Here is a 21,815-nt window from a genome sequence, read left to right as displayed (position 1 = left end):
CCAGGTACAGAGCCGGGTGAACGCCTACCAGCGCTTCACACAGATCCTCGGCGTCTCCCCAGGCAGCAACCTCTACTGCTGATCTCCTCCCGGTGTCCGCGGCGTGTGCGACACTCCGCCGATGACCTCCGAAACGATCACCGCGGACGCCGCGGGCACCTGGAAACTCGGCGACCTGTCCGTGAGCCGCGTCGGCTTCGGCGCGATGCGGCTCACGGGCAGCGCCGCCTTCCACCACGGGACACCGAGCGACCGGAAGCGCTCGATCGCCGTACTGCGCAAGGCGGTCGAACTCGGCGTCAACCACATCGACACGGCCGCCTTCTACTTCTCGGCCCTCCGCTCGGCCAACGAACTCATCAACACCGCGCTGGCGCCGTACCCCGACAACCTGGTCATCGCCACGAAGGTCGGCCCCTTCCGCGACTACCACGGCGACTGGGGCACCTCGGCCCGCCCCGACCAACTGCGCGGCCACGTCGAGGAGAACCTGCGCCAGCTCGGGCGCGATCACCTGGACCTCGTCCACCTGCGCCGCATGCGCCAGGACTCCATCGCCGAGCACTTCGGCGCGCTGGCCGAACTGCGCGAGGCAGGCCTGATCCGGCACCTGGGCATCTCGGCCGTGCAGCCGCGCCACCTCGCCGAGGCCCAGGCCATCGCGCCCGTGGTGTCCGTGCAGAACCGGTACGCGCTCGACCGTCCCGACCCCGAGGCCGACGAACTCCTGCGCCTGTGCGGCGAGCAGGGCATCGCCTTCGTGCCGTTCTACGCCGTGGCCGGGGACGCGGGGGAGCAGGGCGCGACCACCGCCCACGACGACGAGGTGCTCGCCGTGGCACGGGCACACGGCGCGAGCCCGGCCCAGGTGCGCATCGCCTGGACCCTGCGCCAGGGACCGCACGTCCTGGCCATCCCCGGCACCGGCAACCCCGACCACCTGACCGAGAACGTGGCCGCGGGTGCCCTCCGCCTCACCGACGACGAACTGGCCCGGCTCAACTCGGCGCGTCAGCGAACCGGTTGAGCCGGACCGCCGGTATCGCTCAGCCCGCGTACCCGGTCACCGGATAGTGGTCGGACAGGTTCGTGTACGTGTAGTCCGTGCCCCAGCTCGTCACCGTCCAGGGCGCGCTCTGCTCCTTGACGACGTCGTTCTTCCACACCGTGGGCCGGGCGTGACCCGCGCGGTGCAGGACGTAGTCCAGGTCCTCGCGCGGGTCGTCCGGGTAGCGGTCGCGGGCTATGGAGTTCTCCAGCGTGTCGAAGGAGTACGGGTGCCCGGTGCGCGCGTCGGCCCCCACCAGCCCGCCGTCGGCGAGCATCGAGGCGTACTCGGACGTGCGCGAGTCGACGTTCAGGTCACCGGCGACCAGCACCTGCTCACCAGCCGGAATGTTCCTGGCGTCCAGGAACGCGTCGATCGCCTTGAACTGCCGGCTGCGCATCGCGGCCGCCTCACCGGCGGCACAGCCCGGGTCGGTCGACTGGGCGTGCGTGCCGACGACGTGCACCTTGGTCCCGTTCACGTCCAACACCACGTACGCGAAGCCCTTGTTGGACCACCAGTCCGCACCGCACGCGTCCTTGTAGACCCACTGCTCCTTGCGCACGATCGGCCACTTGCTGAGGATCGTGACCCCGCCGTCCTCGGGCGTGGTCGCCGAGTACGCGCCGCCGGTCGCGTCCCAGCCGCTCTTGGTACGCCCGACCACCGGGGTCTGGTACGGGTACTCGCCCGCCACCGAGGCCTTCAGCGCGTCCGACGACGCGTTGTCGAACGCCTCCTGGACCACCACTACGTCGTTCCCGCGGAAGAAGGACGCCTTGGCGATCTCGGCCGCCCGGTGGTCCTGGCCCCAGTTCGGGTACAGCGACTTGCTGAACAGGAACACGTTGTACGACAGGACCCGCAGCGGCGGTGCCTGCTCGGCGGCCGTGGCGGTCGGAGCGGCACCGGCGAGCCCGCTCGTGGCGAGCGCGAGGGCGAGTACGGCTGCGCCTGTTGTGCGGCGCGGGGCGTGGAGCGTCACTGGATCTCCCTGAGGGTGAGGAGGGCTGAGTGGCGCCGCACATCAAACCACCGGCGATTACTCCCAGGTAACTCCCGTGCATGGAAAGAATGTCGGGCAGCGATACGCCCGGATCAGACCATCCACACCCCGTCCCGCATGAGATGCCGACCGGGCATCTCGTGCTCCCCGTTCCGCGCCTGTATCGCGCGTGGGCGCACCCGGAACCAGACGTACGGCTTGCCGTCCGTCCGTGGATCCCAGCCCGTCTTCGCGAGGAACACCTCGGCGGCGGCCGACGGTGCCTCCTCGGCCGCGTACATCTGAACGTCGCCGTCGATGAGGACGACGTCCAGGGTGTCCCCGAGCGCCAGCCGGGTCCGTCCGCCGTCCCGCAGATTGCGGCCGGTCGGTGTGGTCGGCCGCGTCGCGAGCCACAGGGCTTCGCCGTCCCAGGCGAACCAGAGCGGGACCAGGCACGGCAGGCCGTCGGCGTCCGCCGTGGCCACCCAGATGTCCATCTCCGTCGCCAGCCGGGACAGGAGGTCGCGCTTGCGCCGCTCGGGGCTGCGGGGCGGCTCGGTGATCTTCATGGCCGGGACGGTACCGGGGGAGTCGGGCGGGGTGGATCGGGCCAGGGGCCCGCCTCTGTTCGGGCCTGAGTCCTAGGTCCACCGGGCCGAGGAGTGCTCGTCCCACGGGTGACTGGCGTCAGCGACGTTTTACGTATAACCTCTCCCGTCAATCGCACCTCCCGGGAAGGCCTCGATGAGACACATCGCCCTGGTCACCCTCGTCGTCGACGACTACGACGAGGCGATCCGCTTCTACATCGAAGCCCTCGGCTTCCGGCTCGTCGAGGACGCTCCTCGCCCGGACGGCTCCCGCTGGGTCGTCGTGGCGGCCGACGACCAGGGCAGTGCTCTGCTGCTGGCCCGGGCCAAGGGTGACGAGCAGAGCGCCCGGGTCGGTGACCAGACCGGTGGGCGCGTCGGGTTCTTCCTGCACACCGACGACTTCGCCCGCGACCACGCCCGCATGCTCGCCGCGGGAGTGACCTTCCTGGAGGAGCCCCGGCATGAGCCGTACGGCTCGGTCGCCGTCTTCCAGGACCTGTACGGCAACCGCTGGGACCTGCTCCAGCCCGCCGGCTGACCGGCCTTCCGAACCGCCCCGCCGCCTCCCGCCGCTTCCGAACCGCCCCGATCGAGGAAAGACCGCACACCATGACCGCTACGCGCGTAGACGCTGATGTGATCCGCCGCCTCCCCAAGGCCGTCCTGCACGACCACCTCGACGGCGGCCTGCGCCCCGCCACCGTGGTGGAGCTCGCGGAGGCGGTCGGCCACACCCTGCCCACCACCGACCCCGACGAGCTGGCCGCCTGGTACTTCGAGGCCGCGAACTCCGGCGACCTGGTCCGCTACATAGCCACCTTCGAGCACACCCTCGCCGTGATGCAGACCCGCGAGGGGCTGCTGCGCACCGCCGAGGAGTACGTCCTCGACCTTGCCGCGGACGGTGTCGTGTACGGCGAGGTGCGCTACGCCCCCGAGCTGAACACCAACGGCGGGCTGACCCTCGCCGAGGTCGTCGAGACCGTCCAGGAGGGCCTCGCCGCCGGTATGGCGAAGGCCGCGGCCGCCGGTACTCCGGTGCGTGTGGGCACCCTGCTGTGCGGGATGCGGATGTTCGACCGGGTGCGCGAGGCCGCCGACCTCGCCGTGGCGTTCCGGGACGCGGGCGTCGTGGGCTTCGACATCGCCGGTGCCGAGGACGGCTTCCCGCCCGCCGACCACCTCGACGCCTTCGAGCACCTGCGGCGCGAGAGCGTCCCGTTCACCATCCACGCCGGTGAGGCGCACGGCCTGCCCAGCATCCACCAGGCCCTGCAGGTCTGCGGCGCCCAGCGCATCGGGCACGGTGTGCGCATCACCGACGACATCGTGGACGGCAAGCTCGGCCGCCTCGCCGGCTGGGTGCGCGACCGCCGTGTCGCCCTGGAGATGTGCCCGACGTCCAACCTCCAGACCGGCGCCGCCACCTCGATCGCCGAGCACCCGATCACCGCGCTGAAGGACCTCGGCTTCCGCGTCACCCTCAACACCGACAACCGACTGGTGTCCGGTACGACGATGACGCGCGAGATGTCCCTGCTGGTCGAGGAGGCCGGCTGGACGGTCGAGGACCTGCGCACGGTCACGGTGAACGCCGTGAAGAGCGCGTTCATCCCGTTCGACGAGCGCAAGGCCCTCATCGAGGAGGTCGTGCTCCCGGGCTACGCGCTCTGAAGCAGCCCCGCGGGCCTATGAGCCGGCGAGCAGCCCGCGTACATAGGCGGCCTGTCCGACGTGCTGCAGATCGTCGGACAGAACGCTGACCAGCCGTACGCCCAGGCTGACCGGCGGATCCCAGCGCTCGTCCACGATGCGCTCCAGATCCTTGGCGGCCACCTCGCGCAGGGCCCCGAGGGTCTGGGCGTGCACGGCGTCGTAGTAGCCGGTCAGCAGGTCACCGGAGTCGACCCGCACCTTGGCGACCTTCGCCGGGGTGTGCCCGTAGCCGGTGTCGTGGCGCGGCAGGTCCAGCCCGAACGTCTTCTGGAAGTCCAGCGTCAGCCACACCTGGTCGAGGTCGAAGGCGTCGGCGATGTGGTCGTCCTGGACCCGGGTGAGATGCCAGACCAGCCAGGCGATGGAGTTGGTGTCGGCGGAGGGCCGGGCGTGCAGGGCGTCGAGGTCGAGGCCCTCGACGGTGGCGTGGACTTCTTCCTGGATGCGGTTGTAACCGTCGATGAGGATGTCCTTGGCATGCATGGCTCCACCATCGCGCACCCGTCCGTCACGCGCCTTCCGTCTCCAGCAGGGCCATCAGCGCCCGGGCCGCCGGGCTCGTGGCCTGGGCGGGCGGCAGCAGGGCGACCGTCTCGTAGACCGTGTCGCCGGTGCCCTTCACCGGCAGGGCGGTCAGGGACGGCCGCTTGTGCCGGAAGTGGCGCGGCACGACGGCGATGCCGAGGTCCTCGTCCACCAGATCCAGGAGGCTGTGCACGTCGTTGACCTCCAGGGAGACGGTGCGCCGTATGCCCGCGGCGGCGAACACGGCGTCGGTGGCGCGGCGCGGCCCCCAGTCCGGATGGAAGTCGACGAACACCTCCCCGCCCAGTTCCTCCGGAGCCACCGCGGCCCCGGCGGTCGCGAGCCGGTGGCTCGGATGGCACAGGACGGTCATCGGCTCGCTGGTCAGCGGTACGACCCGCAGCTGGTCGGTGTCCTCCTGCGCGGTCCGCACGGCGAAGGCCAGATCGAGGCGCCCGGCCGCGACCTCCTCCGCGAGCGCGCCCGAACCGGCCTGACGCAGACAGATCTCCACGTCCGGATGCTCCCGCCGGAAGGCCGCGAGCAGCCCCGCCACATGCACCCCGGCGATGCACTGCTCCGACCCGAGCGCCAGCATCCCGCGCAGCACGCCCTGCACCGCGGCCACCGCCTCATGGGCGGCCCGCACCTGCGCCAGGATCCGCTCCGCCTCGCACAGCAGGGCACGGCCGGCCGGGGTGAGCGTCACCCGGCGGGTGGTGCGCACGAACAGCGGGGTCTGCAACTCCCGTTCCAGCGCCCGGATCGACGCCGACAGGCCCGACTGGGACACCATCAGGCGCTCGGCCGCCCGGGTGAAGTGCTGGTCCTCGGCGACCGCCACGAAGTGCTGGAGATGGCGCAGTTCCATGATTGAGCAGAGTAGTCGCTCAATCCCATCTGATTTACCTGTTGGACCACTGCCCGCAGGTCACGACAGAGTGGAGGACGACTGGAGGACGGTTCTGCGGAGCCGTCCCTCGTGTGCCAACCCCTCTGGAGTCGCGTTGTACACCGCACACCCCGACCGCTACGCGGACATGCCCTACCGCCGCACCGGACGCAGCGGCCTCAAGCTCCCGGCGCTGTCCCTCGGACTGTGGCACAACTTCGGCCCGGCGGACCGCTCGGTCGAGCACCAGCGGGCCATCCTGCGCCGCGCCTTCGACCTCGGCGTCACCCACTTCGACCTGGCCAACAACTACGGTCCGCCGCCCGGGGCGGCCGAGTCGGCGTTCGGCGAGGCGCTGAAGACGGACTTCGCGCCGTACCGCGACGAGCTGATCATCTCCACCAAGGCCGGCTATCTGATGTGGCCCGGCCCGTACGGCGAGTGGGGGTCGCGCAAGTACCTGCTGTCCTCGCTCGACCAGAGCCTGAAGCGGATGGGCCTGGACTACGTCGACATCTTCTACTCGCACCGCCCCGACCCGGACACTCCGCTGGAGGAGACGATGGGCGCCCTGCACTCGGCCGTGCAGCAGGGCAAGGCGCTGTACGTCGGCGTCTCCAACTACTCGGCCGAGCAGACCCGCGAGGCTGCCCGTGTCCTCGCCGACCTGGGCACGCCGCTGCTCATCCACCAGCCGGCGTACTCGATGCTGAACCGCCGCCCCGAGGAGGAGGGCCTCCTCGACGCCCTGGACGAGCTGCAGGTCGGTTCGATCGTGTTCTCCCCGCTGGCACAGGGCCAGCTGACCTCCCGCTACCTCGACGGCATTCCGAAGGACTCGCGGGCCGCGAGCGGCAGCCCGTTCCTGAACGCCGACGCGATCACCGAGGAACTGCTGGGCAAGCTGCGCGCCCTAGACGAGATCGCCAAGTCCCGCGGCCAGACCCTGGCCCAGCTGGCCCTGGCCTGGGTGCTGCGCGGCGGCCGGGTGACCTCCGCGCTCGTCGGCGCGAGCAGCGCGCAGCAGATCGAGGACAGCGTCGCCGCGACCGGCAACCTGGACTTCGACACGGAGGAACTGGACCGGATCGAGGCGGTGCTCAAGGGCTGAGCCGCTCCGTCAGGTGAACGGTGACGGAGTCGCCCTCCTGCTTCCCGATGGCCTTGCGCACATCGGCCTTGACGGGGAGCTTGTGGGTGCCGTCTCCGAGGGCCATGAACGAACTCTGGAACGGATGTCCGTCCACGGTCCCGCGGATCCTGACCAGTCCGCGGGTACTGAAGAAGTCGACGGACTCCAGCCAGACGACATAGGTCCAGCCGCCCTTGCTCGGGCTCTTGCGCAGGACCGCGGTGAATTCCGCGTCCAGTAGGTGTCCGCTGGTGGTCATGGGGTGCTCCGTTCGCGGCGGTCTCTCGGCCTTCACAGGTCAAGACCGCCGCGCGTCCCGGAACTCATCGCTCCAGCGGTGACTCCTCCCTCACGCCTCGGCGGGCACCCGGTCCAGGAATCCCAGGACGGACTCGATCCGCCCGTCCGCGTCCAGCGTGATCACATCCGACCCGGCCACCGGCGCCGAACCGTCGGCCTCGCTCACCAGTTCCCAGGAGAAGCGCGCCGTGTCGTGGTGGCCGTCGACGGGACCGGTGAGGCGGAAGACGAAGCCGGGGAACCGTGCCTGCGCCGCCGCGACGACGGCGACGATCCCCTCGTGTCCGCGGACGTCGGCCAAGGGGTCGGTGTAGCCGCCGAGCGGGGTCCACGCGGTGGTGACCGCACAGGCCAGATTCTCGGGCTCGCGGGCGTTCCAGGCCTCGAAGTATCGGGCGACGGCGATCTCGTAGCGGTCGGTGGTCGCGGGCATGGTCGATCAGCCTCCAACGAGGTCGTCACTGCTGGTCGGAAGCCGGGTGCCGGTCGGGGCGACCCGGTACCGCCACGATGCCCGCACGCGTCGGGAAGCTCGATTACCCCGGGGGTAATGAAGGCGGCTGGCATGTACTCGACGTATTTCGGCCAACACCGACTGTGAATATGCCAGGAGACTGGCCGGAAAGTCGTGGTGACAGTGTTTCAGTAGTGAACATACTCACTACTGGGGTGCCTCACATGGGGCGACGGCACCCTTACACACCGCTCACGAGCCGCACGGAAAGCGAGGCCGCCGACAGGCGAACACGCAACACGGGGGAGGCTACGTGCACGACGAGTTCCTGTGCCATGTCACCGCATACGGAGTCTGCGGAGGTCGGCGCATCGGTGTACCCCTGGGCACCTACCGGGCACCCACCCTGGCCCTGGCCCTGTGGTGGTTACGCGACCGGGCGTCCTGGATCGCCGAGCGATTAGACCCGCGACCCGAGGCCGAGCACTTCCCGCCGAGCGCGCTCGTCCCGGTCGCCGACACCGTGCTCGACGTTCCGGCCGTGTTGCGCACCTGGTGCGGTGACGTAGCTCAACAGGAGCTGGTCGCCGAGGAGTTGGCGGCCGGACGGCTGGTGCGGATCGCCGTGAACGATGACACCACCGAGTACGAACTCCTCGCCGAGTCGGTGGACGCCCTGCGGATGCAGCGGACCATCCCGGCGCTGGTCGTGCCCGTCGCCTGAGTGCCGCTCCGGAGCGATTCCCACAGGGAACAGAAGCGGCGCACAACGGCATAGATCGATAGAATCCAGGCATGGTGGAGCGGCCGGTCGCACCGACGGCGCCTGTACTGGTCCTGGACACCGGCGAGGGGCCCGGCCGACGACGGCCGCACCGCCGTCGTCATCACCCGGAAGCCGGCGCGCGTCCATGACCTCCCCCGCCTTCCGGCCCACCCACGTCGTCCCCCGCAACGGCATGCCCGCCTGGGAGTCCCCGGACCCCGCCCGGCCCACCGTGCCGCTCGACGCGTTCTTGCCGGTCCAGCTCGTCGAACGGCGCGGCGACTGGGGGCACATCCTGTGCGCCAACGGCTGGTCGGCCTGGGTCGACGGCCGCTTCCTGGTCGCCGTGCCCCAGGACCCGCCCACCGGCGAGGCCGGCCCGCTCACCGCCACCGATCCGCGCCCGCTGCTGGGCCGTGCCGAGCGGGCGCTGGCCGACTACCGGTCGGCGGTGGAGGAGCTGGCGGCCGGCGCACTGGACGGCGAGACCTTCCGCGCCCGTACGTCGGGGCTGCGGATCGGCGTGGTCGTCGACGGGGAGTCCATGTGGCTGTACGACGCCGGGGACGCTCGGTGGGCGTACGCGGACGGCGCACGGCTGAGCACCTACGCCGCGGACGACGGACCCCGCGCCCCCGAGGACCCCGGCCGTGGCCCGACCCAGGTCGTGAGCCCCGATGGACCGTGACACGAGCCTCTTCTCGGGCCGGCCCTCCGAGCTGATCGGCCGGCAGGTCGCGGGATACCGCATCGAGCAGGAGATCGGCCGGGGCGGCATGGCCGTGGTCTACCGCGCGAGGGATGTGCGTCTGGACCGCACCGTGGCGCTGAAGCTCCTCGCCCCCGAGCTCGCCCGCAACGACACCTTCCGCCGCCGCTTCACCCACGAGTCCCGGACAGCGGCCGCCATCGACCACCCGCACATCGTGCCGGTCTACGAGGCGGACGAGACCGACGGCGTCCTGTACATCGCCATGCGCTACGTCTCCGGCAGCGACCTGCGCCATCTTCTCGATCTCCAGGGCCCGCTGCCGCCCCCGACGGCCCTGCGGATCGCCGTCCAGGTCGCCTCCGCCCTCGACGCGGCGCACGAGCACGGGCTGGTCCACCGGGACGTGAAACCGGGCAACATCCTCGTCGCGCGCGGCACCGACAGCGACCACCCCGAGCACGTCTACCTCACCGATTTCGGCCTGACGAAGAAGTCGCTGTCGCTGACCGGCTTCACGACCGTCGGCCAGTTCGTCGGCACGCTCGACTACGTGGCCCCCGAGCAGATCTCGGGCAAGCCGGTCGACGCGCGCTGCGACGTCTACGGGTTCGCCTGCGTGGTCTACGAGTGCCTGGCGGGCCACCCGCCGTTCCAGCGGGACGAGGACATGGCCCTGCTGTGGGCCCACCAGTACGACGAGCCGCCGCCCCTGACGGAGGAGCGCACTGACCTCGCCCCGACCGTGGACGCCGTCTTCGCCATGGCGCTGGCCAAGAGTCCCGACGACCGCCACGACTCCTGCCTCGGCTTCGTCGCCGACCTGCGCGCCGCCGTGGCCGGTGAAGCGGCGACCCGGCGCACGCCGACTCAGGCGGGCCTCAGAGCCGCAGGAGTCCCTAAGGAGCCCGCCAAGGGCGCGCCGAAACCGCCGCCCCGCTGGGCCGAGCCGGTCTTCCGACGGTGACCGCCGGACCGGTCATCCCTGCGCGCGCGCCGCGACCTCGCCCCGGCGGGGCACCCATCGGGCCAGCAGGCTGCCGAGGAACCCGGCGACCAGCCCCCACAGCAGCGCCAGGCCGACGGCGGTCCACACCTCGGGCCGCAGGAACAGCTCGCCGCCCAGATCCCCGCCAAGGTCGCCGATGCCGAGGACCGACAAGCCGTAGTGCGCCGAGACGCGACCGACGAGGCAGATCATCAGCACCGTGAGCGCGAGCGCGACCGCAAGGCGCACCGCGTGCTGCCAGGCGCGCATCCGGGCCGGCGACCGCCTTGCCATCACGAACGCGGCGGCCAGCAGAAGAAGCGCGTCGACGGCGACCAGCCACCACACCCTGCCGTCGTGCTCGGCGAGCGTGCCCAGATTGAGCTCGGCGACCTCCTGGCCGCGCAGCACCTCGTCGAGCACATGCGGCATGGGCAGCCCGAAAGACCCCTCCACCCGGCCGTTCCAGGTCGCGCCCAGCCCGAGCGTCAGGGCGAGCCACACCAGGTTCGGCATGCCGAGCAGGATCACCGCGAAGGTCTCGGCCGCCTGCCCTCGGGTCGCCGCGACGACCAGGCCGATGACGACCCCCAGGCCGACCGACGTCAGCAGCAGCGCCACCATGGCGTACGCGGCCGGCCGCACCGACTCCTGGAAGCGCAGCAGCGGGGCAGGCAGTGGAGTCCCGCCGGTGACCAGCAGGGCCAGTACGAGCACGCCCGCCAGCCACAGCAGGCCGAAGAACATCGTCGCGGGGACGTCCGTGGTGAAGCCGACCTCGGGGGAGATGCCGAACAGGTCACCGAGGTCACCGAGCACGTCGTCCCCGAGGTCGCCGAGCGAGAGGGAGAAGGTCTGGCGGGCGGTGAGGGACAGCCCCAGGAGGGCCGCCGGCCACACCACGGCGATGCGCGCGGCCCACCCGGCCAGTTCCCGGGTACTGGTGACCGCCCGGTGCCGCAGCGGCCGCAGGAAACCGGCGGCCAGGACCAGGGCGCCGGTGAGCGTGACCGACAGCGGGATCACGGTCAGCCCGGCGTCGGACTCGGCCAGTCCTCCGGCGTTGCCCGAGAGCTCGACCGTGCCGCCGACCGCCGCGACCACGGTCGCCGCGACGACCCGCGGGAAGGCGCCGTCCGGAAGGTCGGCGGCCCCGGCCGCCCACAGCCCCAGCGCGGCGACCACCCCCATCGCCACCAGCCCGGCCAGCACCACGGCGACGGCCCGCACCCAGCCCTGAAGGGCCACGGCCGCACGAGAGGGGGTCGGCGCACTCACCCTGCCCACGCTAAGCAGCACCCCCGGGGCACGCCTGTCGGGAGGCTCGTCCCGCGTCGGCTTGCGTGCGACGCGGGAGGCGCGCACAGAATGGAAACACCAAGGAAAGCCGCTAAAACGTCAAAAGACGCAAAAGGCGCCACGAAGCACTGACTGTCGCAGGAGTCCAGCGTCGGGAAGAAGGACTCGTGAGTGTCGAACCTCCGTCGTCCGGCCGCCCCACAGGGCCGCCCTCGGGCCCCCTGTCGGGCCCCTCCCAGCCGCCCGCCGGCCCGCCCTCGCAGCCCCCGTCCGACACCGGAGGGGGAGCACCCGGCCCCGAGCCCCACCACCCCTGGTGGAGGTCCGTCCCCCGCATCGCCGCGCTCACCGCGGTCGTGGTGGCCGCGGTGCTCGTCGCCGTCGTCCTGTCGCGCGGCGGCGGTGGCAACGGCACCGCCCAGAGCGGCGAGGTCTTCCTCCAGGCCGCGGGCAGCACGGGCCCCGACCCGTTCACCGAGTCCACCGCGAAGGACAGCACCGCCCCGCCCGTCAGCCCGTCCCCGGCCGCCGAGGCCCCGTCGAACGCGGTACGAGGTGTCGACGGCGGTGCACCCGGTCTGTACAGCGGCAGCCGCAACGTCGGCGCCTGCGACGTGGAGAAGCAGATCACGTACCTCCAGCAGGCCCCGGCCGAGAACAGGGCGTTCGCGTCGGTCTCCCGCATCGGCACGTCCGACGTCGCCTCCTACCTGCGCTCGCTCACCCCGGTTCAGCTGCGCATGGACACCCGCGTCACCAACCACGGCTACCGTGACGGTGCCGTCACCAGTTACCAGGCCGTCCTCCAGGCCGGCACGGCGGTCTTCGTCGACGACCGCGGGGTGCCCCGGCTGCGCTGCGCCTGCGGCAACCCGCTGACCACGCCGGTCGCCCAGCAGGGCACGCCCAAGCGGACCGGTGACTCCTGGCCGTCGTACCGCCCCTCCAACGTCGTGGTGGTCTCGGCCTCGACGATCGTCGTCAAGACCTTCGTGATCTACGACCCCGACCGCAAGGAGTGGCTCGCCCGTCCGCGCGGCGACGACGGCCGCAAGGACAAGAAGACCGAACCGCCGGCGCGGCCCTCCCCCTCGGTGAGCGTGTCGACGCCGACGTCGCCCACCTCCCCGTCCACCTCGATCTCCCCCACCTCGCCGTCGCCGAGCGACGAGACGACGAAGAAGGAGCCGACGACTAAGCCCCCCACGACTACGCCCCCCACAACGACGCCTCCCACGACGCCCCCCACGACGACGCCCCCCACGACGACGGCCCCCACGACCACGGAGCCGACGACGAAGTCGCCCTCCGAGTCGCCGCCCACCACGGGCACGACGACCACACAGTCGGCGTCACAATCGGAGTCGCAGTCGGCGTCCACCACGGGTGCGTCCCGGTCGCCGTCGCTGTGACGTACAGCGCCACCTGCGCGGTGACTGCGCGGCTCCGCTCTGGGTACGAGGACTGGTGCAGTAGTGTCCGGCCAGTTCCGGCTTCCGAGAGAGATACGCATGATCGAGCACGTGGACGGGGCAGTGATTCCGACTGGTTTCGACGTGCCCGTGGAACCGCTTCGGCGGGCGGCGCACTACAGCGGTGAACCCGGATGCATCGCCGAGGCGCGGTCCTTCGCCGCGCTGTTCCTCGGCCGGCTCAGGACCGAGTGGTGCGCCACGATCGCCGAGCCCGCCGAGGACAAGGTGCTCCTGGTGGTCAGCGAGCTGGTCACCAACGCCGACCGGCACAGCAACGGCCCGTACATCCTGGACCTGGAGGGCACGGACGACGCGATCACGGTCTCCGTGTACGACAGCAGCTCCGCCCTGCCGCGCCGCTTCCCCAAGGACCCGGAGCGGATCGGCCGGCACGGCCTGGAGATAGTGCACGCGCTGGCGGCGGAGGTCGGCGTCGAACGGGTCCCGGTCGGCAAGCGGGTGCGTGCGGTGCTGCGCCTGAGCGACGAGTGACTCGCGCGCCCGGCAGGCGGCAGGCGGTAGTTGCGATTTCCCCCAGGGCGGAATGCTGATCCCTTCCCCCGGCGGCCGGCGCTTCTAGGCTGGGCGGGTGAGCAAACAAGCGCCGAACGAAGCCCGCGTCATTCCCCTGCGCCCGCCGGCCGCACACCGGACCGCCGCACGCCCGGGAACGACCCGCCCCGCGTCCGAACGCCCTGCCACCGCGGCCCCCGCGAGCGCGCCCGCCGCCCGGCCCTCCGCCGCGCCGCCCGCCCCGGCGCCCTCCGTCCCCGCGCCCAAAGAGCCCCTGTGGCGCGACCTGGTCGGTGACGTCCTGCGCCGAGAGCGGCTCGCCCAGGAGCGCACGCTCAAGGACGTGGCCGACGCGGCCCGGATCTCCATGCCGTACCTGTCGGAGGTGGAGCGCGGCCGCAAGGAGGCCTCCTCGGAGGTCCTCGCGGCCGCCGCCCACGCCCTGGGACTCGGCCTCGGCGACCTGCTGTCGCTGGCGCAGGGCGAGCTGGTCCGGCTCACCAGTCGCCGCATGCCGGGCGGCAGCCGCGCCAGGGCCGGTTCGTCGTACGACGGGATGTGCCTGGCGGCGTGAGGCCGCGCCGGCGTCTCAGACCCGCACGAGGCGCCGGCTCACCACCTCGTCGGCCAGGCCGTACGCCACGGCCTCCTCGGCGGTGAACACCTTGTCCCGGTCCATGTCCGCGCGCAGGGTCGCGATGTCGTGGTGCGTGTGCCGGGCCAGGACCTCCTCGACCTGCGAGCGGATCCGGATCATCTCCTTGGCCTGGAGGGCGAGATCGGACACCATGCCCCGGCTGCCGCCGGTGGCGGGCTGGCCGAGCAGCACGCGCGCGTGCTCCAGCACGAACCGCCGCCCCGGATCCCCACCGGCCAGCAGCACGGCGGCCGTCGACGCCGCCTGACCCACGCAGAACGTGGAGATCGGTGCCTGCACGTACGTCATGGTGTCGTAGATCGCCATGAGCGAAGTGTTCGAGCCGCCGGGGGAGTTGATGTAGATCGCGATCTCGTTCTCCGGTGCCGCCGACTCCAGGTGCAGGAGTTGCGCGATGACGACGTTGGCCACACCGTCGTCGATCTCCGTGCCGAGGAAGATGATCCGCTCCGACAGCAGCCGGCTGAACACGTCGGAGGAGCGCTCGCCGTGCGCGGTCCGTTCGACGACGTACGGAATCGTGTAGTTCCCCATGTCACAGCCCCATCCGTCGCTTGGAGGAGGCAGGGCGGACGTCCGTGAGGGACTCCACGACCCGGTCCACCATGCCGTACTCCTTGGCCTCCTCGGCCGTGAACCAGCGGTCGCGGTCACCGTCCCGGGAGATGGTCTCCGGGGACTGGCCGGTGTGCTCGGCGGTGATCCGCTCGACGGTCTTCTTCGTGAACTCCAGGTTCTCCGCCTGGATCTCGATGTCCGCGGCGGTGCCGCCGATCCCGGCCGACGGCTGGTGCATCATGATCCGCGCGTTCGGCAGCGAGAACCGCTTGCCCGCGGTGCCGACGCTGAGCAGGAACTGGCCCATGCTGGCGGCGAAGCCCATCGCCAGCGTCGCGACGTCGTTCGGGATCAGCCGCATCGTGTCGTAGATCGCCAGCCCCGCGTGCACCGAACCGCCCGGGCTGTTGATGTACAGGCTGATGTCGGTGCGCGGATCCTCCGCCGACAGCAGCAGAAGCTGGGCGCAGACCCGGTTGGCGGAGGCCTCGGTGACCTCGGTGCCGAGCAACACGATGCGCTGGGCGAGCAGTTGGGCGGCGAGATGGTCGTCGAACCGCGTCGGCGGTGCGTCGCCCTCCTCGGCCCGGGGAGCGAGCGTGGTGAGTGGAGTCATCGGTTCTCCTCGTGCTGGCGGGATGCCGTCGACTCCACTGTTGACCTCGGACGGGGCCGGAATGCGGAATCTCTGCCCGCGGCAGATTCGCTGCGGGCAGAGCGGGTCGCTCAGCTCTTCTCGCGCAGCTGCCGGAAGAAGGCGCGTACGTCGTCCACGAGCAGATCGGGCTCCTCCATCGCCGCGAAGTGCCCGCCCCGGTCCAGCTCCGTCCAGCGGACGATGTTCTCCGTGCGCTCCGCCTTGTGCCGCAGCGGGATCTGCGGGTCCCCGGGGAAGCACGCCACCGCGGTCGGGGCGGTCGAGGGCTCGCGCGGGGCGGCGACCCCCTCCCCCTTGGCGTGGGCGCGCTCGTAGTAGATCCGGGCGGACGAACCCGCCGTGCCCGTCAGCCAGTACAGCATCACGTTCGTGAGCATCAGGTCCCGGTCGACGGCCTCCTCGGGCAGCCGCTCGGAGTCCGTCCACTCCTGGAACTTCTCGACGATCCAGGCGAGTTGGCCGACCGGCGAGTCCGTGAGCGCGTACGAGAGGGTCTGCGGCCGGGTGGACTGCAGGTGGAAGTAGCCGGTCCCGTCCCGGAACCACCTGGCCCACCGGCGCCATGAGGTGAGCGTCCGCTCACGCTCCTCGGGGCTCAGCGCCTGAAGTTCCTCCGGGGTCGGCTCGGTGGCCGCCTGCGCGCCGGGCAGCAGATTGAGGTGGATGCCGATCACCCGGTCGGGGTGGGCGCGGCCCAGCTCGCGGGAGATGGCCGCACCCCAGTCACCGCCCTGGGCGCCGAACCGCTCGTAGCCCAGGCGCGTCATCAGCTCGACCCACGCGTCGGCGATCCGGAGTGCCTCCCAGCCGGTCTCGCGGGTGGGCCCCGAGAACCCGAAGCCGGGAATGGTCGGCAGGACCACGTGGAAGGCGTCGGCGGGGTCGCCGCCGTGCGCGGCCGGGTCCGTCAACGGGCCGACGACGTCCAGGAATTCGACGATCGAGCCCGGCCAGCCGTGCGTGATGACCAACGGGGTGGCGTCGGGCTCGGGGGAGCGGATGTGCGCGAAATGCACATGCGCGCCGTCGATCTCGGTCGTGAACTGCGGCCACTCGTTCAGCCGCGCCTCCGCCGCCCGCCAGTCGTACGCGTGCCGCCAGTGGCTCACCAGCTCGCGCAGGTACTCCGAGGGCACGCCGTACGCCCATCCCACGCCGGGCAGCTCATCGGGCCACCGGGTCCGGTCGAGGCGGTCGTGCAGGTCGTCGAGGTCGCTCTGCGGAATGTCGATGCGGAACGGGTGCACGCTGTTGCCGTTGCCGGCGGGCGAAGACGTCATGGCCGCGATGCTAGTTCCGAACGGTGTAGCGGCCACCTGGATTAGTGGCCATGCGGCCGATGAGTTCCGGGCGGAGGATCGGTCGACACAGATGACAGCGGATCCACGCCCCAGGAGGTACCCATGGCAACCGACGGATTCACCACCTGTCTCTGGTACGACGGCCAGGCCGAGGAGGCCGCCCACTTCTACGTCTCGATCTTCAAGAACTCCAGCATCGGCGAGATCGCCCGCTACCCCGAGGGAGCGCTCCAGCCCGCCGGCAGCGTGATGACCGTCGAATTCACGGCCAACGGCCACAAGTTCCTCGGCCTCAACGGCGGCCCCGAGTTCAAGTTCACCGAGGCGACCTCCTTCATGATCTTCTGCGAGAACCAGGAGGAGATCGACTACTACTGGGCCAAGCTCACCGAGAACGGCGGCGAGCCCGGCCCCTGCGGCTGGCTCAAGGACAGGTTCGGCGTGTCCTGGCAGGTCGTCCCGGACCGGCTCCAGGGCATGATCACCGACCCGGACCCGGCGAAGGCGGCCCGCGTGACCGCCGCTTTCATGGCGATGAGCAAGTTCGACATCGCCGCCCTGGACAAGGCCTACGCGGGCGAGTGAGCCCCGCCCTAGCGGTTCTCGCGGATCACCCGTGTGATCTCCAGGGCGATCCGCAGGATCCCGGGGGAGCGGACCGGGCAGGGCTTCGGCGTCGAGGTCGTGGGCGCCAGACAGAAGTGCAGATAGTCGTCGTCGCGGTGCAGGGCGGTGCGGTCGCGGCCCGGCTGGGTGCAGTACTCGGCGTGCTCGCGCTCGTACGCCGTGCACGGCAGGTACTGGACCCAGGAGTAGCGGGCGCCGGCCGCACTCAACGCCTGGCCCGCGTCCGCGACCAGGTCGCCCGAGGCGGCGGCCTGCTTCTCGTAGAGGGCGTTGACGCGCCGGACCCGGTCGGGAGTGATCGGGTCCGGGCCCTGCAGCACCCAGACGATCCGTGCCTCCCCGGCCGCCGCGATCTGATCGACGAGCCGCTTCAGGTCGGCCTCGTACCGCTTGAAGTACTTCTCCGGCGAGGCGTCATGGGTGATGCCGTCCATGCACGGTGTGTAACCCCACGCGTTGCCCCAGAACTGCAGCACCACGAAGTCGGGACGCAGCTTGCGCACCAGGGCGGCCGCCTTGTCCGCGACCGGCACGAGGGACCGTTTGCCGGTGCCCTCCAGGTAGTCGCACAGGGTGGTCCCCGAGTAGGGGGCGCTCGTGTACGTCGCCCTCAGGTCCCGGCGCAGCTCCCGCCCCACCACCTCCTGGGCCTCCATCGCGAGCGAATCGCCCAGATACAGCACGTCCGGTGCCTCCGCGGTGGCGCTCGGAGCCGTTCCCGCGGCGCTCGGCGAGGCGGGCGCCCGCTGCTGCGTGGTGGCCGACGCCTCCGGCACGTCCGGAGGCGCGGCGTCCTCCGGCCCGGACGCCGGATCCCCGCACGCGCCGAGCAGCACGGCGGCCAGCAGCATTCCCACGACCCACGGCTTCCGCATACGGCAACTCCCGCCCCGGACACCGAAAACGGTTCCCCAGGCAAGCACAGCCGGGCCTCAGGGGGAAGACCCGGGTCGGCCACGGAACGCCCGCGGCCGACCCGGGCCCGACCTTCGCTCAGACGCGGTCCGCGGCGATCAGCAGGTACTGGAAACTGCCGTTGCGGTACGCGCTCAGGAACGTGTCCTCGATGCCCGTCACCAGGTGATCGGCCTCGCGGCGCAGCTCCCAGTAGGGGATGGTCGCCGCGGTCAGATCCTGCACATGGACCGGGACGAGCCGGTTGCGGGCCATCGCGCGGAAGTACGCCGAGCGCGGGTGGATGTCGCAGATGTAGTGGGCGTTGATGAGGGACACCTCGCGCGAGGCGCGCCCGTAGGTGTCGTTGTAGCAGCCGGTGATGGTCACGTAACGGCCGCCGCGGCGCAGCAGCCGGGCGTGCTCGGCGAACAGCAGGTCGAGCTCGACGTACATGGTCGACTCGTTGTTCCACGAGGCCGCGAACGCCCCGGACGGCAGTCCGGTGTCGAGCATGTTCCGGCAGTGGTAGCGCACCTGGTCGTCGATGCCCCGCTTGCGGGCCTGCTCGTTGGCGAACTCGGCCTGCTTCGCGGAGAGGGTGACGCCGTCGGCCTCGCAGCCGTGGCGCAGATGTGCCACGACACTGCCGCCCCCGCGTCCGCAGCCGGCGTCGAAGACCCGGTCGTCGGGCGTCAACGGGCCGAGCCGATCGGCGAGCAGCTCGGCCTGGGCGTGCTCCAGCCGGTGCAGTTCGGCGGTGATGCGCTCCCGGCGCCGGACGGGGTCGGGTTCGTCGAGCACGGAGCGGTCGGCGTCACCGATGCCGTAGTGATGGTGGTACAGGTCGTCGATCTTTCCGAGTTCGAGGTTGACCGGGTTCTCCTCGGCGTTCCAGTAGTCCGCGACGCGGGTCTGGTACGTGGACTGGGACGGCACCGGGACGGCGGTGGTGGTGCCGGCTTCGGGGGCGATGGTCAACGGTTACTCCTCGTGCTGGTTTTCTGTGACGCTCTGTCATTCGATGGCGCATTACCAGTAGTTGGGCAGGTGGTAGCGGTGGGTGTTGGTCGCGTGCCACTCGTGGTTGCCGGCCACCCAGTCGGACAGGCTCCGGGCGTAGCGCTCCACGAGGGGTGAGGTGGCGGACAGCAGGGCCGACTCCTCCTCGAAGGACTCCATGATCCGGTTGTGGATCTCGACGGCCTTCAGATAGGCGGCCTTCAGCCCGCACCGCTCGTTCGCGGCGATGACCTGCGGCAGATTGAGGTGCGTCGGGTCGCTGGCCAGCTCCTTGGTGAACGAGTACAGGTCGTTGACGATCGTGGTGGCGTTGCAGGCGAGCGCGGTGATCCGCTGGATCTCGGGCCGGGCGTAGACGGCCTCGGGCAGTTCGTAGCCGTCCACGGCGTCCACGATCGACAGACAGGGCCGGAAGTTGTTGAACTGGCGCATCACCAGGTACTCCCAGACCCGCGGCACGTACCGGGTCTCCGCCCACGCGGCCTCGGCCAGATAACCCAGGTGCAGCCGGGCGATGTCGTGCACGAAGCGGGCGGTCTGGCTGGGCGTGGCGAACGCGGCGTAGTCCTGCAGCGCGAAGTGGTAGGAGCGCAGCGGACCATCGGCCCGCACCCCCTCGCGCCACTCCTCCTCCAGCTCGGGAATCCCGTGGTAGGGGTCGATCGCCGACTGGGCCATGATCAGCCGGCCCCCGAGGCCCCGGCGCGCACCGCCCCGGCCCTCGTCCTCCTCGCAGTAGCAGGAGTCGACGACGTTCTCGGCGAGCAGCAGCTCGCCGGCCGCGGTCAGCCGTTCCAGATCGGCCGCCTCCGGGTGCTGGAGCACCACCGCCCGGCCGAACTGGAACCCCGAGAAGTCCCCCGACCATGCCGCGGGGAACAGATCGAGGCGTCGCGCCCAGGCCTCCAGCCTGTGGTCGACCTCCGCGGCCTTCTCGGGGTCGGCGGGTGCGACCTGCCGGTACCGCAGCCCCGGGATCGCCCCGCCGCGCCGGGCGCGCAGGCTGCTCGCCAGGTTCGGCGGGCCCGGCAGCGAGGTGGGGGACGACGTGCTCATGACGTGCTCCACGAGGTCACTCGGCCGTCCGGCCGACCTGGGCGTTCTCGAGGATCCCGACCGCGTCGGGGACGAGGATCGCCAGCGAGTAGTAGGCGGTGACGAGATAGCGGATGATCGAGTTGGCGTCGATGCCCATGAACCGAACGTTCAGACCGGGCTGGTGCTCCTCCGGGATCCCGGTCTGGTAGAGCCCGATGGCGCCCTGGTCGCCCTCACCGGTGCGCAGCGCGATGATGCTGCTGGTGTGCTGCGGGCTGATCGGGATCTTGTTGCACGGGAAGATCGGCACACCGCGCCAGGCGGGGATCTCGTGCCCCTCCACGCTCGCCGTGCCCGGCACCAGCCCGCGCCGGTTGCACTGCCGGAAGAACGCCGCGATCGCCTTCGGATGGGCGATGAACAGCTTCGTCTTACGGCGCATCGACAGCAGCTCGTCCATGTCGTCCGGGGTCGGCGGCCCGGTGAAGGTGCTGATGCGCTGCCCGTAGTCGACGTTGTGCAGCAGCCCGAACTCCCGGTTGTTGACCAGCTCCCACTCCTGACGTTCGCGGATCTCCTCGATCGTCAGCCTCAGTTGCTGCTCGGTCTGGTTCATCGGGTTGTTGTAGAGATCGGCGACCCTGGTGTGGACGCGCAGCACGGTCTGGGTGAGCGACAGCTCGTACTCGCGAGGGGCGAGGTCGTAGTCGACGTAGCCGCCGTCGATGGTCGGCTCGCCGACGTGGCCGGCCTGCACCGGTACGTCGGCCTCGCCCTTGCGGTTCATGGGCAGGTTCTGCTGGGCGGCGTAGGCCTCCAGGTGCGCCGCGAGGGACGGCACCCGGTCGGTGAACTCCTGGACGACGCTCCAGGGCAGCGTGAGCAGGACGCCGGCCGTCTCCGCCCGCACCGAGCTCAGCCACAGCGGGTCGGGCTGGCCGATGGCCTCGTCGCCGATCTGATCGCCGTCGGTGACGACGCCGACGATCTCCTCCTCGCCGTACTTGCCTTCCGTGAAGCGGGTGAACCGGCCGTGCACGACAAGGTAGGTCTCCGTGACGGGCTGCCCGGCCTCGATGAGCACCTGGCCGGCGCGCACCTCCCGGACCCGGAACCGGGTGGAGATCTCCCGGAGGACGTCGGTGTCGGTGTAGCCGCGCAGGACCGGCAGTTCGGTGAGGGTCTCGGGGATGACCTTGATGTCGTAGGCGCCGTTCTGGTCGAACTGCACCCGGCCGCGGCCCACGCGCAGTTGCAGACGCCGGTTGACCCGGTAGGTGCCGCCCTTGACGTCCACCCACGGCAGCATCCGCAGCAGCCAGCGCGAGCTGATGGCCTGCATCTGGGGTTCGGACTTGGTGGTGGTGGCGAGCTGCCGGGCCGCCTGGGTGCTGAGACTGGTGAGTGAGGCTTCGGAATTCGGTGCGGGATCGGGTTCGTCGATGGCGGGACCGGTGGCGCTGTCCGGTGTGGACAATTTCCCTCCCGGGAGGTGAGCGGGGCTGGCCGAGCGCGGGCACCAGCCAAACAGCCGTGGTGGCTTCGTGATCAGGGCGTGAAAGGGGCGGTTTCAGGCGCCGGAGGTGCAAACCTGCCGTATGAGGCAGAAGACGCACCGTGGGTGATCCCGCCCCCCTCCCGTGCCTCCGCACGCCGTGTG

Annotated in this window: 25 protein-coding genes and 1 pseudogene; 12 read left to right on the top strand and 14 right to left on the bottom strand. The window is 70.9% G+C overall.

All coding sequences use genetic code 11. From position 1 onward, the window contains the following. Together ABD932_RS04840 and ABD932_RS04835 are read left to right on the top strand one after the other, a co-directional pair. A pseudogene (locus tag ABD932_RS04840) lies at positions 1–82 on the top strand (chitinase); the annotation flags it as partial. Positions 83–121: 39 nt separating this feature from the next. Continuing rightward, positions 122–1,027, top strand: a complete 906-nt coding sequence (locus ABD932_RS04835) for an aldo/keto reductase (RefSeq protein ID WP_345008893.1) — start codon at positions 122–124, stop codon at positions 1,025–1,027. A 19-nt stretch (positions 1,028–1,046) separates the two neighbouring features. Here ABD932_RS04835 and sph read toward each other — a convergent pair whose 3' ends face one another. Together sph and ABD932_RS04825 are read right to left on the bottom strand one after the other, a co-directional pair. Next, positions 1,047–2,033 carry a sphingomyelin phosphodiesterase gene (sph, locus tag ABD932_RS04830; protein WP_345008891.1) on the bottom strand — a complete coding sequence of 329 codons (987 nt, stop codon included), beginning with the start codon at positions 2,031–2,033 and terminating at the stop codon, positions 1,047–1,049. Positions 2,034–2,146: 113 nt separating this feature from the next. Beyond that, on the bottom strand, positions 2,147–2,605 hold the full coding sequence (locus ABD932_RS04825) for a pyridoxamine 5'-phosphate oxidase family protein (protein ID WP_345008889.1): 459 nt from the start codon (positions 2,603–2,605) through the stop codon (positions 2,147–2,149). A gap of 175 nt (positions 2,606–2,780) precedes the next feature. Here ABD932_RS04825 and ABD932_RS04820 point away from each other — a divergent pair, with 175 nt between their 5' ends. Continuing rightward, complete coding sequence (locus ABD932_RS04820) at positions 2,781–3,167, top strand: VOC family protein (protein WP_345008887.1); 387 nt, start codon at positions 2,781–2,783, stop codon at positions 3,165–3,167. Between the two features lie 71 nt (positions 3,168–3,238). Further along, positions 3,239–4,303, top strand: a complete 1,065-nt coding sequence (locus ABD932_RS04815; RefSeq protein ID WP_250092162.1) for an adenosine deaminase — start codon at positions 3,239–3,241, stop codon at positions 4,301–4,303. 15 nt (positions 4,304–4,318) lie between these two features. Here the strand turns inward: ABD932_RS04815 and ABD932_RS04810 are convergent, their stop codons facing one another. Next, entirely contained in the window at positions 4,319–4,828 is a 510-nt protein-coding gene (locus tag ABD932_RS04810) for a mycothiol transferase (protein ID WP_345008884.1), read from the bottom strand. Between the two features lie 25 nt (positions 4,829–4,853). Next, a complete protein-coding gene (locus ABD932_RS04805) occupies positions 4,854–5,741 on the bottom strand; it encodes a LysR family transcriptional regulator (protein WP_345008882.1) in 888 nt (295 codons plus the stop codon). Between the two features lie 136 nt (positions 5,742–5,877). Between ABD932_RS04805 and mgrA the strand changes: the two genes are divergently transcribed. Beyond that, a complete protein-coding gene (gene mgrA, locus ABD932_RS04800) occupies positions 5,878–6,873 on the top strand; it encodes an L-glyceraldehyde 3-phosphate reductase (RefSeq protein ID WP_345008881.1) in 996 nt (331 codons plus the stop codon). Here the strand turns inward: mgrA and ABD932_RS04795 are convergent. Continuing rightward, a complete protein-coding gene (locus ABD932_RS04795) occupies positions 6,863–7,153 on the bottom strand; it encodes a DUF1905 domain-containing protein (RefSeq protein ID WP_345008879.1) in 291 nt (96 codons plus the stop codon). The two genes, mgrA and ABD932_RS04795, sit on opposite strands and share 11 nt — an antisense overlap. A 90-nt stretch (positions 7,154–7,243) precedes the next feature. Next, on the bottom strand, positions 7,244–7,627 hold the full coding sequence (locus ABD932_RS04790) for a nuclear transport factor 2 family protein (RefSeq protein WP_345008877.1): 384 nt from the start codon (positions 7,625–7,627) through the stop codon (positions 7,244–7,246). Positions 7,628–7,961: 334 nt separating this feature from the next. Between ABD932_RS04790 and ABD932_RS04785 the strand changes: the two genes are divergently transcribed. The 3 genes from ABD932_RS04785 to ABD932_RS04775 all read left to right on the top strand — a co-directional run bounded on the left by ABD932_RS04785 (position 7,962) and on the right by ABD932_RS04775 (position 10,090). After that, a complete protein-coding gene (locus ABD932_RS04785) occupies positions 7,962–8,372 on the top strand; it encodes a hypothetical protein (protein WP_345008875.1) in 411 nt (136 codons plus the stop codon). 187 nt (positions 8,373–8,559) lie between these two features. Continuing rightward, complete coding sequence (locus ABD932_RS04780; protein WP_345008873.1) at positions 8,560–9,102, top strand: SH3 domain-containing protein; 543 nt, start codon at positions 8,560–8,562, stop codon at positions 9,100–9,102. Beyond that, the gene (locus ABD932_RS04775) at positions 9,092–10,090 is read left to right on the top strand and encodes a serine/threonine-protein kinase (protein WP_345008871.1); all 999 of its coding nucleotides are present in this window, start codon (positions 9,092–9,094) and stop codon (positions 10,088–10,090) included. The genes ABD932_RS04780 and ABD932_RS04775 overlap by 11 nt, the downstream gene beginning before the upstream one ends. Before the next feature lie 12 nt (positions 10,091–10,102). Here the strand turns inward: ABD932_RS04775 and ABD932_RS04770 are convergent, their stop codons facing one another. Next, a complete protein-coding gene (locus ABD932_RS04770; RefSeq protein ID WP_345008869.1) occupies positions 10,103–11,389 on the bottom strand; it encodes a streptophobe family protein in 1,287 nt (428 codons plus the stop codon). A gap of 188 nt (positions 11,390–11,577) precedes the next feature. Here ABD932_RS04770 and ABD932_RS04765 point away from each other — a divergent pair, with 188 nt between their 5' ends. The 3 genes from ABD932_RS04765 to ABD932_RS04755 all read left to right on the top strand — a co-directional run bounded on the left by ABD932_RS04765 (position 11,578) and on the right by ABD932_RS04755 (position 13,972). Continuing rightward, complete coding sequence (locus ABD932_RS04765) at positions 11,578–12,822, top strand: DUF6777 domain-containing protein (RefSeq protein WP_345008868.1); 1,245 nt, start codon at positions 11,578–11,580, stop codon at positions 12,820–12,822. A gap of 99 nt (positions 12,823–12,921) precedes the next feature. Beyond that, the gene (locus ABD932_RS04760; RefSeq protein ID WP_345008866.1) at positions 12,922–13,377 is read left to right on the top strand and encodes an ATP-binding protein; all 456 of its coding nucleotides are present in this window, start codon (positions 12,922–12,924) and stop codon (positions 13,375–13,377) included. A gap of 97 nt (positions 13,378–13,474) precedes the next feature. Further along, a complete protein-coding gene (locus ABD932_RS04755; RefSeq protein ID WP_345008864.1) occupies positions 13,475–13,972 on the top strand; it encodes a helix-turn-helix domain-containing protein in 498 nt (165 codons plus the stop codon). 15 nt (positions 13,973–13,987) lie between these two features. Here ABD932_RS04755 and ABD932_RS04750 read toward each other — a convergent pair whose 3' ends face one another. From ABD932_RS04750 to ABD932_RS04740, 3 genes are all read right to left on the bottom strand, one after another. Next, the gene (locus ABD932_RS04750) at positions 13,988–14,590 is read right to left on the bottom strand and encodes a ClpP family protease (RefSeq protein WP_126398051.1); all 603 of its coding nucleotides are present in this window, start codon (positions 14,588–14,590) and stop codon (positions 13,988–13,990) included. A gap of 1 nt (position 14,591) precedes the next feature. After that, a complete protein-coding gene (locus ABD932_RS04745) occupies positions 14,592–15,230 on the bottom strand; it encodes a ClpP family protease (protein ID WP_345008859.1) in 639 nt (212 codons plus the stop codon). A gap of 110 nt (positions 15,231–15,340) precedes the next feature. Beyond that, positions 15,341–16,552 (bottom strand): epoxide hydrolase family protein, encoded by a 1,212-nt coding sequence (locus ABD932_RS04740; protein ID WP_345008857.1) that lies wholly within the window; start codon positions 16,550–16,552, stop codon positions 15,341–15,343. Between the two features lie 123 nt (positions 16,553–16,675). Here ABD932_RS04740 and ABD932_RS04735 point away from each other — a divergent pair, with 123 nt between their 5' ends. Beyond that, positions 16,676–17,158: a VOC family protein gene (locus ABD932_RS04735; RefSeq protein WP_345008855.1), complete on the top strand. Its 483-nt coding sequence runs from the start codon at positions 16,676–16,678 to the stop codon at positions 17,156–17,158. An 8-nt stretch (positions 17,159–17,166) separates the two neighbouring features. On the opposite strand, the gene ABD932_RS04730 is transcribed toward ABD932_RS04735, so the two are convergent. The 4 genes from ABD932_RS04730 to ABD932_RS04715 all read right to left on the bottom strand — a co-directional run bounded on the left by ABD932_RS04730 (position 17,167) and on the right by ABD932_RS04715 (position 21,632). Beyond that, positions 17,167–18,075, bottom strand: a complete 909-nt coding sequence (locus tag ABD932_RS04730; RefSeq protein WP_345008853.1) for an SGNH/GDSL hydrolase family protein — start codon at positions 18,073–18,075, stop codon at positions 17,167–17,169. Between the two features lie 118 nt (positions 18,076–18,193). After that, positions 18,194–19,075, bottom strand: coding sequence for a geranyl diphosphate 2-C-methyltransferase (locus ABD932_RS04725; RefSeq protein WP_345008851.1), 882 nt, complete (start codon positions 19,073–19,075; stop codon positions 18,194–18,196). Between the two features lie 51 nt (positions 19,076–19,126). Continuing rightward, positions 19,127–20,173, bottom strand: coding sequence for a family 2 encapsulin nanocompartment cargo protein terpene cyclase (locus ABD932_RS04720; RefSeq protein WP_345008848.1), 1,047 nt, complete (start codon positions 20,171–20,173; stop codon positions 19,127–19,129). A gap of 16 nt (positions 20,174–20,189) precedes the next feature. After that, positions 20,190–21,632: a family 2B encapsulin nanocompartment shell protein gene (locus ABD932_RS04715; protein ID WP_345008846.1), complete on the bottom strand. Its 1,443-nt coding sequence runs from the start codon at positions 21,630–21,632 to the stop codon at positions 20,190–20,192. Between the last annotated feature and the right edge of the window lie 183 nt (positions 21,633–21,815).

The sequence above is a fragment of the Streptomyces shaanxiensis genome (assembly GCF_039537145.1).
Taxonomy (GTDB): Bacteria; Actinomycetota; Actinomycetes; order Streptomycetales; family Streptomycetaceae; genus Streptomyces; species Streptomyces shaanxiensis.
The sequence above is the reverse complement of the archived record's forward strand: the minus strand, read 5'-3'. Positions and strand labels throughout refer to the sequence as shown.

Excerpts from the sequence above, each read along its gene's own strand:
- ABD932_RS04795 (WP_345008879.1), bottom strand. The coding sequence starts at position 7,153 with ATGACCACCAGCGGACACCTACTGGACGCGGAATTCACCGCGGTCCTG.
- ABD932_RS04835 (WP_345008893.1), top strand. The coding sequence starts at position 122 with ATGACCTCCGAAACGATCACCGCGGACGCCGCGGGCACCTGGAAACTC.
- ABD932_RS04750 (WP_126398051.1), bottom strand. The coding sequence starts at position 14,590 with ATGGGGAACTACACGATTCCGTACGTCGTCGAACGGACCGCGCACGGC.
- ABD932_RS04730 (WP_345008853.1), bottom strand. The coding sequence starts at position 18,075 with ATGCGGAAGCCGTGGGTCGTGGGAATGCTGCTGGCCGCCGTGCTGCTC.
- ABD932_RS04780 (WP_345008873.1), top strand. The coding sequence starts at position 8,560 with ATGACCTCCCCCGCCTTCCGGCCCACCCACGTCGTCCCCCGCAACGGC.
- ABD932_RS04790 (WP_345008877.1), bottom strand. The coding sequence starts at position 7,627 with ATGCCCGCGACCACCGACCGCTACGAGATCGCCGTCGCCCGATACTTC.
- ABD932_RS04760 (WP_345008866.1), top strand. The coding sequence starts at position 12,922 with ATGATCGAGCACGTGGACGGGGCAGTGATTCCGACTGGTTTCGACGTG.
- ABD932_RS04825 (WP_345008889.1), bottom strand. The coding sequence starts at position 2,605 with ATGAAGATCACCGAGCCGCCCCGCAGCCCCGAGCGGCGCAAGCGCGAC.
- ABD932_RS04815 (WP_250092162.1), top strand. The coding sequence starts at position 3,239 with ATGACCGCTACGCGCGTAGACGCTGATGTGATCCGCCGCCTCCCCAAG.
- ABD932_RS04820 (WP_345008887.1), top strand. The coding sequence starts at position 2,781 with ATGAGACACATCGCCCTGGTCACCCTCGTCGTCGACGACTACGACGAG.
- ABD932_RS04720 (WP_345008848.1), bottom strand. The coding sequence starts at position 20,173 with ATGAGCACGTCGTCCCCCACCTCGCTGCCGGGCCCGCCGAACCTGGCG.
- ABD932_RS04735 (WP_345008855.1), top strand. The coding sequence starts at position 16,676 with ATGGCAACCGACGGATTCACCACCTGTCTCTGGTACGACGGCCAGGCC.
- ABD932_RS04805 (WP_345008882.1), bottom strand. The coding sequence starts at position 5,741 with ATGGAACTGCGCCATCTCCAGCACTTCGTGGCGGTCGCCGAGGACCAG.
- ABD932_RS04810 (WP_345008884.1), bottom strand. The coding sequence starts at position 4,828 with ATGCATGCCAAGGACATCCTCATCGACGGTTACAACCGCATCCAGGAA.
- ABD932_RS04745 (WP_345008859.1), bottom strand. The coding sequence starts at position 15,230 with ATGACTCCACTCACCACGCTCGCTCCCCGGGCCGAGGAGGGCGACGCA.
- ABD932_RS04775 (WP_345008871.1), top strand. The coding sequence starts at position 9,092 with ATGGACCGTGACACGAGCCTCTTCTCGGGCCGGCCCTCCGAGCTGATC.
- ABD932_RS04740 (WP_345008857.1), bottom strand. The coding sequence starts at position 16,552 with ATGACGTCTTCGCCCGCCGGCAACGGCAACAGCGTGCACCCGTTCCGC.